Raw genomic sequence first — 8,894 nt, 5'->3', positions numbered from 1 at the left:
GCTGAAAATGCCGGCCTTTGAATGGGTTCATGTGCAGCTCCATCAGCAAAAGGGGATGATAAGTTTATCACCACCGACTATTTGCAACAGTGCCCCCCGCCCTGCAGGAACGCCTGCGCCAACTGCATCCCTACGAACTCCCGGAGCTGCTCGCGGTCGAAGCCGCGTCCGGCCTGCCCGAATACCTGCAATGGCTGGCCGCCGAGAGCCGACCGGTAAACTGAGCCAATGACCGCATCCACGATCCGCCTGCGCCGCTGGCTGGCCGGGCTCGCCCTGCTGCTTGCGCTGCCCGCGACCTCGGCCGTCGCCCAGGACTTCGAACTGCCGCCGGTCGACGAGGTCTTCGTCCTGTCCGCGCAGGCCACCGCGCCGGACCGCATCGAGGTGCGCTGGCGGATCGCCGACGGCTATTACCTGTACCGGCACCGCACCTCGGTCAAGGCCGATGCCGCCTTCACCGGCGCGACCATGGCGCTGCCGAAGGGCAAGGCCTACCGCGACGAATTCTTCGGCGACGTCGAAACCTACCGCAAGGAATTGCTCGGCACCCTCACCGGCACGCCCGCGGCCGGCGCGAGCGCGACCACCCTGACCGTGAAGTACCAGGGCTGCGCCGATGCCGGCGTGTGCTACCCGCCGCAGACCCGCACCCTGAAGGTCGCGTTGCCGGGCGAAGCGGGCGCTGGCGGCTTCGGCTGTAAGGCGCGCGGGCTGCATGATTATGTCGTCAAGAACGGCTCTGCCGATCATCCCAACGCCGAGGTGAAATTCGCACTGGGTGATGTGGTCAACACCATGATCGGCTGCACTAATGGTGAAACGATCATGCTGTGCCACGACACCTCGCTGCCGCGCCCCTATTCTCTCGGCTTTCGGGTGCAAGGCACCGAGGGGCTGTGGATGGACGTCAACAAGTCGATCTATCTGGAGGGCAAGAGCCCACAGCCGCACCGCTGGGAGCCTGCCGAGGGCTGGTTTGCGAAATACGATCACCCGCTATGGAAACGCTACGCCGATCTGGCGGCAGGGGCCGGGCATGGCGGGATGGACTGGTTCGTGATCCACGCTTTTGTCGAGGCGCTGAAGGCCAAGGCCCCGATGCCAATCGACATTTACGACGCGCTGGCCTGGAGCGCGATCACGCCTCTGTCGGAACAATCGATTGCTGAGGGCAATCGCACGTTAGATTTTCCCGACTTCACCCGAGGGCAGTGGCGCACCCGCAAGCCGATCTTTGCGCTGAACGACGCCTATTGATCGACGCGATTTAGGCCAAGCGCACCGCAAAGGCGAAATTGGTAATCTTGTCGGTATCCTTGACGCCCGGCGCGCTTTCGACGCCGCTGGAGGTATCGACCAGCGGCGCTCCGGTGCGCGCAATCGCCTCGGCAACATTCGTCGGATTTAGCCCGCCTGCCAGCCCCCACGGCAAGGCACCGCGATATCCGGCCAGCAGCGACCAGTCGAACGCCAACCCCATGCCGCCGGGCAGCGCGCCTTTGGGGGTCTTGGCGTCGAACAAGATCAAGTCCGCCGCCCCGGCATAGGCTGCGGCGCGTGCGACATCGCTGGCGCTGGCGACGGGCAGCGCCTTCCACACCGGCTTGCCAAACCGCGCGCGCAACTGGGCCACGCGTTCGGGCGATTCCGAACCGTGCAGCTGCAGCGCGTTCAGCTTGGCTGCCACCAGTGCGTCGGCGATGACAGCATCATCCGCATCGACGAACAAACCGACCATGGCGATCTGGCCAGCTGCGCGCGATGTCAAAGCGCCCGCGACATTCGACGTAACCGCACGGGGCGACGCTGGATAGAACACCAACCCGGCATAGTCCGCCCGCGCCGCGATGGTCGCATCGAGCGCCTCGGGTGTGCTGATCCCGCAAATCTTGATTTTCGCGGGCATGCGGTCAGTCGGGGTTCTGGATCAGCCGCACCAGCGTGCAGTCGGGATCGATCAGGTAGCCGATCCTCAGGCCGCTCGCCTCCAGTTGCGGAGCTTTGAAGCGCGGCCAGCCGGTGCTTTTTTCCTCGGCTCCCGCCGCGTTCACCAATGCCACCATGGCATCGAGATCATCCAACCGCAGGCAACAGCCGAACGAGCTCGTAGCTGGGTCGAGGTCAGGATAGGGGAAGAATTCGAGCTGCAAACCGCCGCGCTGCAGGATCATCCAGCCGCGATCCTTCCAACTCGTCGCAAAGCCCAGCTTCGCATAAAACGCCTCTGTCACATCGAAATCGCGCGATGGCAGATTGGGGGTGACGTGGTCAGCCATGGCTCAGCGCAGCTTGTCGGCCATGCGGGCCGTATGAGTGATTGCGGCGCGGCTATCGGGGGCGGAATGGCTCATCACGATCATGCTGGCCTTGGGGAACGCCGCACCAAACGCGCGCGCTGACGCGGCGTAGTGCTCAGTGTCGGCATCACCGAGATTGCCGAGCGACTTGGCCTTGCTGTCCTTGATCAGGCAGCCACCAAAAGCGATGTCGGTGCCGTCGATCCCAACGGTGATATTGTCACTGGTGTGGCCGGGGCCGGGGTAAAATACCTTGAGCGGGCCAAAGTTGGGCGCGGTTGCTGGTTCGACCCAGCCATTGGCGGCGAAAGTCAGGCTGTGTTGCGCCGCAACCAGCCCCTCTTGCGGGGCAAGCTGGTTCGACAACGCATTGGCATAAGTCGCAATCCCCGCCGCATGCAGCGCGTCCATACCGCCCATCTTGTCCTGATGCGCGTGAGTCACCACCGCCAGCGCGACCGGCAGGTTGATCTCCTGCTTGATCCAGTTGAGGATCTGGGCGGTCTGGTCATCGGTCCAGGCGGTATCGACCAACAGCACGCGGCCGCCATCCCTGACGATCAAACCGTTGGAAGCGACTGCCCCGAAACCCGGCATGTCGAGATAGGAAGTGTGCTGCCAGACATTCGGTGCGAGCTGGCGGAAAACCAGATCGCCAAACCGTTGGTCGCCAGTTTCCATTTGCTGGCCAATCGTCGGGCGGATTTCACCGGGCATGCACCCGCTCAGCATCAATGCAGCGGCTAATGCGGTGCTCAGCTTCGCGACCGGGTGCATAATATTGGGCAATTCCATCAAGTTTTCCTTTTATTCAGCATTAAAAACCCCGCAAATGCGAGGCCTAGTAAATAGATGATCTTAATTTGGTTCACTGTAGCAAAAATATGGGGCGAATTCAAACATGAGGTGCGACAGTTTCAAAAGCCATATGATAATCAACAAGCTGAGCAAATTTCTCTAAGGAAGGTGCGAACAAGTCCCTGATATGAGATCATGTTTGTCATCTGGAGCCATGGAACAGGGTTCATCATGAGTCATCAACTTACCTTCGCCGACAGTGAATTCAGCAGTAAGCGCCGTCAGACCAGAAAAGAGATTTTCTTGTCCCGCATGGAGCAGATTCTGCCATGGCAAAACATGGTGGAAGTCATCGAGCCGTTTTACCCCAAGGCTGGTAATGGCCGGCGACCTTATCCGCTGGAAACCATGCTACGCATTCACTGCATGCAGCATTGGTACAACCTGAGCGATGGCGCGATGGAAGATGCTCTGTACGAAATCGCCTCCATGCGTCTGTTTGCCCGGTTATCCCTGGATAGCGCCTTGCCTGACCGCACCACCATCATGAATTTCCGCCACCTGCTGGAGCAGCATCAACTGGCCCGCCAATTGTTCAAGACCATCAATCGCTGGCTGGCCGAAGCAGGCGTCATGATGACTCAAGGCACCTTGGTCGATGCCACCATCATTGAGGCACCCAGCTCGACCAAGAACAAAGAGCAGCAACGCGATCCGGAGATGCATCAGACCAAGAAAGGCAATCAATGGCACTTTGGCATGAAGGCCCACATTGGTGTCGATGCCAAGAGTGGCCTGACCCACAGCCTAGTCACCACCGCGGCCAACGAGCATGACCTCAATCAGCTGGGTAATCTGCTGCATGGAGAGGAGCAATTTGTCTCAGCCGATGCCGGCTACCAAGGGGCGCCACAGCGCGAGGAGCTGGCCGAGGTGGATGTGGACTGGCTGATCGCCGAGCGCCCCGGCAAGGTAAGAACCTTGAAACAGCATCCACGCAAGAACAAAACGGCCATCAACATCGAATACATGAAAGCCAGCATCCGGGCCAAGGTGGAGCACCCATTTCGCATCATCAAGCGACAGTTCGGCTTCGTGAAAGCCAGATACAAGGGGTTGCTGAAAAACGATAACCAACTGGCGATGTTATTCACGCTGGCCAACCTGTTTCGGGCGGACCAAATGATACGTCAGTGGGAGAGATCTCACTAAAAACTGGGGATAACGCCTTAAATGGCGAAGAAACGGTCTAAATAGGCTGATTCAAGGCATTTACGGGAGAAAAAATCGGCTCAAACATGAAGAAATGAAATGACTGAGTCAGCCGAGAAGAATTTCCCCGCTTATTCGCACCTTCCCTAATGGTGTAAGCCAATCTAACGCCTTTCTAGGACGAGTATTCAGTGACATGGCAACTTGATTTAAATAATGCTGATCTGCCTGATTTAAATCAATCCCTTTAGGTAAATATTGCCTAATTAAACCATTCATATTTTCGCATGTGCCTTTTTGCCAGGGTGAATGTGGGTCACAGAAATATACATCTATGCCTAAATCTTCTTCGAGTATTTTATGTTCTGACATCTCACGTCCACGGTCATAGGTCAACGTTTTACGCAGTTCTGCAGGTAAATATTTCAGAGCTTCAGTTAAAGCCTTGCGCACTGATTCTGCCTTTGCATCAGGTAATGTTGCCAAGATACAGAGCCGTGTATTTCGTTCAATAAGTGTTGCTATCGAACTTTTATTGTCTTTACCTTTAATTAAATCAGCTTCCCAATGACCCGGTATTTTTCTTTCTTGAACTTCGGCTGGGCGCTCATGAATAGTTTTAATATCCTGTAATATAGAATCTTTTTTAGGTTCACCGTTAGCTTTTCGCTTTTTATTTTCATGACGTAGACAGGATAATAAGTCTTTTTTCAACTCACCCTTTGGTAATGCTCGTATCGTTGAATAAATCGTTGTATGGCTTACATTCATTGTTTGATCCAAATCAGGAAATGTCTTTAAACGCTTTGCTATTTGCTGAGGAGACCATAAACAACGGATCGCTTCAACAATAAATTTCCAGAGGATTGAATCGATTTTGAGTTTTCTGTGACCACGTCTACGTCTAGCGAAGGTGTTATCAGAAGCATATCGAGCTTGATAAACGTCATTGATGCTATTTCTTTTAAGCTCACGATAGATCGTACTAGGATGTCTTTTAATGAGTTCAGCAAATTTTCTGGCTGAAAAGCCTTCTTTTCTTGACTCAAGCATTAATGCAGTACGATCTTCAAAGTTAAGATGATGGTATGACAATTTTATATACTCCATAAACCCTTTAAATTAATTAGGTGGTTTATGTCGCACTTCAAGTTTTACTCTGCCAACTTTAAATCAGTGGCTCCACTAACACTCTTCACTTATTTATTTAAAATTTAGCGACGTTAAAAGACAATTAAGTATTTTTAGATAATGGGGTTCTAGGGATTTTCCGTCCAAAAACGACAAAGTGCTCTGGAGGCCGCGCCGTCCGTGGCCTCCAGAGGGGTATTACTTTTCGCTGACGGGTAAATATCCCTCGATTGAGCGCATAAGCTCCTCCAGATCTGGCAATTTTTCGCTCAATTCGAAGTGGTAAGTCCCCTTGAGGTTAATGTTGTGCCAGGCCACAGGGGATGCCTGTTTGACGATATCTATTCTCTTGGTATCTCCTTGGTATTCGAAGCTGGTCAACAGCTGGCTGAGTATCCTGGAGTTGAAGTAAACGATGGCATTGGTGACCAGGCGAGCGCACTCATTCCATAGCTGGATTTCTTCGTCTGAACTGCCCCGGAACTGATCCCCATTGACGCTGCTCACGGCCCGACGCAGTTGGTGATAGGCCTCTCCCCGGTTCAGCGCGCGCTGAACATAGTTTCTTAAACTGGCATCATCGATGTAGCACAGTAGATAATTCGCTTTCACCAGGCGATTGTATTCCGTCAGGGCTTCCAGCAGCGGGTGATTGCGCTTGTACTCCGAGAGCTTTCTCACCAAGGTGGCTTGCGTTGTTTTCCGCTGCTTAAGTGATACTGCAATCCGTTGGATGGTATCCCAGTGCTGCGCAATACGATGGGTATTGATTGGCTTTTTTAAGCACAGCTGAATTCGGTGTTCTTTGTCTTCCTTGACATCAAACATGTCATTGATCACTTTGCCAACCTGGGCATAGCGTGGGGCAAACTGGTATCCGAACAGATCCAGTAACGCGAAGTTCACATGGTTCACCCCATGGGTATCGGTTGAGAGCACATCCGGAATGATGTCTGACGTATTGCTCATCAACAAATCAAAGATGTAGTGCGATTCATGTTCGTTGGCGCCGATCACTCTGGCGTTGATCGCAGCGTGATTGGCGATCAAGGTCATGGCAGAAACACCTTTTTGAGTGCCAAAGTACTTCGACGAATAACGGGTTTTGAAGGTCTCGCGCCGGGCTTCGAACTTTTGACCATCGGCACTGGCGTGGATCACATCTTCCTGGATGTTGTAGTACCGGAAGATGGGTAGCTTGGCTGTCGCGTTATTGATGTTGTCGTTAGCAGCATTCAATGTTTCCAGGCGAAGATAGTTCGCCTGGATAGTGCTGAGCTGATCATAGGTACGATCAGAGATCTGTGCCATGCCGTAAATGCCTTGATTGGTTGCATTGCCGACCAGAATTGCCAACAGGTCATATTCATGGGAACGGCTTCTGGATTGGGAACCCAGCACATGAGCGAAGCAGTCAATGAAACCGGTGTCACGATCAACCATGCGCAGTACATCCGCAATCCCCGTTGTGGGAATTTGCTGGAAGAAGGGATTGTTGACCAGATGATGTTTGCTGGCCGAAGGCAGGCGCCAGAAGCGTTTACCCTGCGGATTACGCAAGATGATATTCCGGTTGTCTTCCTGTTCAAGATATTCGCCGACTTCGTACAAACGGGTATCCAATTCCATGGCCATCTGTTTGATCAGCTTTTCAGGCTCCTCCGCTAATTTTGTAAAATGGCTCTGTTGAAGCAGCGTATATTTGTTTTTTCGCCAATGTTCCCCGTCGATCAGGTCGGCGTCGAGTGCCCGGTATTTAGTGATATCAGGCAGCGTCAGCTGGCCATTCAGGCGATCAGGAATCTGTTGATAGAGGAACCACTCATAACGATCGATCAGGATATTCCCTTCACCATCCAGCAGGAATTCACGTGATTTTTTGGAAAGGAGTCTGGTGTCGGCAGTTTGCAACTGAGCGTCCTGGCCGTTGAGTTCGTTTTGTGTTTTCGCCAAGGCGGCCGCTAAGTGCTGGGTGCCGTCGCAGCCTTCGAAGCGCAGACATAGGAACAACTCTCGCAGCAAACCTTTCCGCAGACTTTCTTTCTCGTCGCAGTACTGCCACATGGCTTCATCGACCGATCGTCGCTGCTCGTTCAGGAAGAGACATACAGATTCCAGATCCCTTTTGGTCAGCAGGCTCAGTGCTTGCTGTCTTACTGTTGCAAACGGTAGTTGCAGATCAATGCTGTCATCAATGAACAGGTGCAGTACTTCAGCTGCCTTGCTGACATTTTTAGCTGCTTTTTGCCAATCCTTAAACACCGCTTCCTGCGCATAATCCTTTGCCTTCTGTTTGGTCTGTCTGACATGATGCACAAAGCCATCGGCAATACGTTCCAGCGCTTGCTGCCATCGCGTTTGAAGATAGCACAATAAATACAGCCATTGGCTGCCTACGGTTTGACGTTTCAGTTTGGCACCGTAGTAGTCGACTTTCTCTGCCAGGTGTTGCAGATTTTTCTGCGACAGTGATAGCGTGCTCAACAGCAGATCCACTTCCGGCATCCAATGCTGGATATGGCGATAGACAATCAGTTCTTTCTCCAACTCGGTTCCGGTGAAGTTACGAGCCGATTGTCGCAACTGTCGGAACGGCAGTGGACCTGTGCCGTTCACGAGCTCCGCCAGTGCTTGCTTAAGACCGCGTGACATTGCACGCTCAAGGTGCGCGGCCATGTGTTCCTGTTCGTCTCCCACCACCTGACTGATGATCTTTTGCAGCGTGCTGTAGGCAGGGATTGCGATCTTCTGCCCCGAACAATATTCATTGGCCGCATCGAAGAGGTGCCTAGGCGCTGTCCAGGCTCTGGCTTGCTGGGATAAGTAATCTCTCAACGCCGCTCCATGGTCTTTGACATTCCAGCGCTGGTAGTTGCAGAGCTGGAAAACACGTTGGTAAATCCGTTCGTTCTCTTTTGGCGTGAGATTAAAGGGTCTACAGCCTGGGCCTGGTAGAACGGTTTGATAAACGTATTTGAGGTCCTGCTTGATCTGATGAAAGCCGGGATTCAGCACCACCGGCTTGGCTTTGAAATAGCCCAGCAGTACCACCAGCATGTAACGCTGGCCCCGATGACGGAGGCTTTTAGCGATCGCCAGTTCCTTATCGTTCAGCGAGAAAAAGAAGCGTTGGTCGGCGGAGGTGAAAGCGGGGGGTCCATATAACTCATCTTGTTCTGCCTCGGACAAGATTTGGACACGTTCTTCGAATGCCATGGATTTAGCCCAAAAAGACTAAATCTTACTCAAACAGAGCCCAAATAGGGATCTCGAAAAAAGTAATACCCCTCTGGAGGCCACAGACGGCGGGGCCTCCAGAGCACTTTGTCGTTTTTGGACGGAAAATCCCTAGAACCCCTCAGTGGGACGAAATGATCCGGACCGCTGGCTCCCTGAAGCTGGGCAAAGTACAGGTTTCAGTGCTGGTCCGTTCATTGCTGAAAAGTGAACGTC

8 protein-coding genes and 1 pseudogene are annotated in these 8,894 nt (G+C 53.5%); 4 read left to right on the top strand and 5 right to left on the bottom strand.

Annotation, left to right across the window (positions count from 1 at the left end; genetic code table 11):
- Positions 1-89: 89 nt before the first annotated feature.
- Together cutA and PGQ95_RS25925 are read left to right on the top strand one after the other, a co-directional pair.
- On the top strand, positions 90-224 hold the full coding sequence (gene cutA / locus PGQ95_RS25930) for a divalent cation tolerance protein CutA (RefSeq protein ID WP_023408307.1): 135 nt from the start codon (positions 90-92) through the stop codon (positions 222-224).
- Positions 225-228: 4 nt separating this feature from the next.
- A complete protein-coding gene (locus PGQ95_RS25925) occupies positions 229-1,260 on the top strand; it encodes a protein-disulfide reductase DsbD domain-containing protein (protein WP_004201169.1) in 1,032 nt (343 codons plus the stop codon).
- A 10-nt stretch (positions 1,261-1,270) separates the two neighbouring features.
- On the opposite strand, the gene PGQ95_RS25920 is transcribed toward PGQ95_RS25925, so the two are convergent.
- The 3 genes from PGQ95_RS25920 to PGQ95_RS25910 are packed head-to-tail and all read right to left on the bottom strand — an operon-like array spanning position 1,271 to position 3,095.
- A complete protein-coding gene (locus tag PGQ95_RS25920; protein WP_004201168.1) occupies positions 1,271-1,909 on the bottom strand; it encodes a phosphoribosylanthranilate isomerase in 639 nt (212 codons plus the stop codon).
- Positions 1,910-1,913: 4 nt separating this feature from the next.
- Positions 1,914-2,279 carry a bleomycin binding protein Ble-MBL gene (gene ble, locus PGQ95_RS25915; protein WP_004201167.1) on the bottom strand — a complete coding sequence of 122 codons (366 nt, stop codon included), beginning with the start codon at positions 2,277-2,279 and terminating at the stop codon, positions 1,914-1,916.
- Between the two features lie 3 nt (positions 2,280-2,282).
- Complete coding sequence (locus PGQ95_RS25910) at positions 2,283-3,095, bottom strand: subclass B1 metallo-beta-lactamase NDM-5 (protein WP_023408309.1); 813 nt, start codon at positions 3,093-3,095, stop codon at positions 2,283-2,285.
- Positions 3,096-3,329: 234 nt separating this feature from the next.
- On the opposite strand from PGQ95_RS25910, the gene PGQ95_RS25905 reads away from it, so the two are divergent.
- A complete protein-coding gene (locus PGQ95_RS25905) occupies positions 3,330-4,310 on the top strand; it encodes an IS5-like element IS5 family transposase (RefSeq protein ID WP_000019402.1) in 981 nt (326 codons plus the stop codon).
- 108 nt (positions 4,311-4,418) lie between these two features.
- Here PGQ95_RS25905 and PGQ95_RS25900 read toward each other — a convergent pair whose 3' ends face one another.
- Positions 4,419-5,420, bottom strand: a complete 1,002-nt coding sequence (locus tag PGQ95_RS25900; protein ID WP_023408311.1) for an IS30 family transposase — start codon at positions 5,418-5,420, stop codon at positions 4,419-4,421.
- A gap of 219 nt (positions 5,421-5,639) precedes the next feature.
- Positions 5,640-8,657: a Tn3-like element IS3000 family transposase gene (locus PGQ95_RS25895; RefSeq protein ID WP_004199413.1), complete on the bottom strand. Its 3,018-nt coding sequence runs from the start codon at positions 8,655-8,657 to the stop codon at positions 5,640-5,642.
- 143 nt (positions 8,658-8,800) lie between these two features.
- Between PGQ95_RS25895 and PGQ95_RS25890 the strand changes: the two are divergent.
- A pseudogene (locus tag PGQ95_RS25890) lies at positions 8,801-8,894 on the top strand (Tn3 family transposase); the annotation flags it as partial.

The sequence above is a fragment of the Klebsiella sp. 141240 genome (genome assembly GCF_050600805.1).
GTDB classification, from domain to species: Bacteria; Pseudomonadota; Gammaproteobacteria; order Enterobacterales; family Enterobacteriaceae; genus Klebsiella; species Klebsiella aerogenes.
This window is presented reverse-complemented; position numbering and strand designations above follow the sequence as displayed.

What these genes read in the sequence shown, in the direction of transcription:
- PGQ95_RS25925 (WP_004201169.1), top strand. Translation starts at nt 229, where the DNA reads ATGACCGCATCCACGATCCGCCTGCGCCGCTGGCTGGCCGGGCTCGCC.
- PGQ95_RS25920 (WP_004201168.1), bottom strand. Translation starts at nt 1,909, where the DNA reads ATGCCCGCGAAAATCAAGATTTGCGGGATCAGCACACCCGAGGCGCTC.
- ble (WP_004201167.1), bottom strand. Translation starts at nt 2,279, where the DNA reads ATGGCTGACCACGTCACCCCCAATCTGCCATCGCGCGATTTCGATGTG.
- PGQ95_RS25910 (WP_023408309.1), bottom strand. Translation starts at nt 3,095, where the DNA reads ATGGAATTGCCCAATATTATGCACCCGGTCGCGAAGCTGAGCACCGCA.
- PGQ95_RS25905 (WP_000019402.1), top strand. Translation starts at nt 3,330, where the DNA reads ATGAGTCATCAACTTACCTTCGCCGACAGTGAATTCAGCAGTAAGCGC.
- PGQ95_RS25900 (WP_023408311.1), bottom strand. Translation starts at nt 5,420, where the DNA reads ATGGAGTATATAAAATTGTCATACCATCATCTTAACTTTGAAGATCGT.
- PGQ95_RS25895 (WP_004199413.1), bottom strand. Translation starts at nt 8,657, where the DNA reads ATGGCATTCGAAGAACGTGTCCAAATCTTGTCCGAGGCAGAACAAGAT.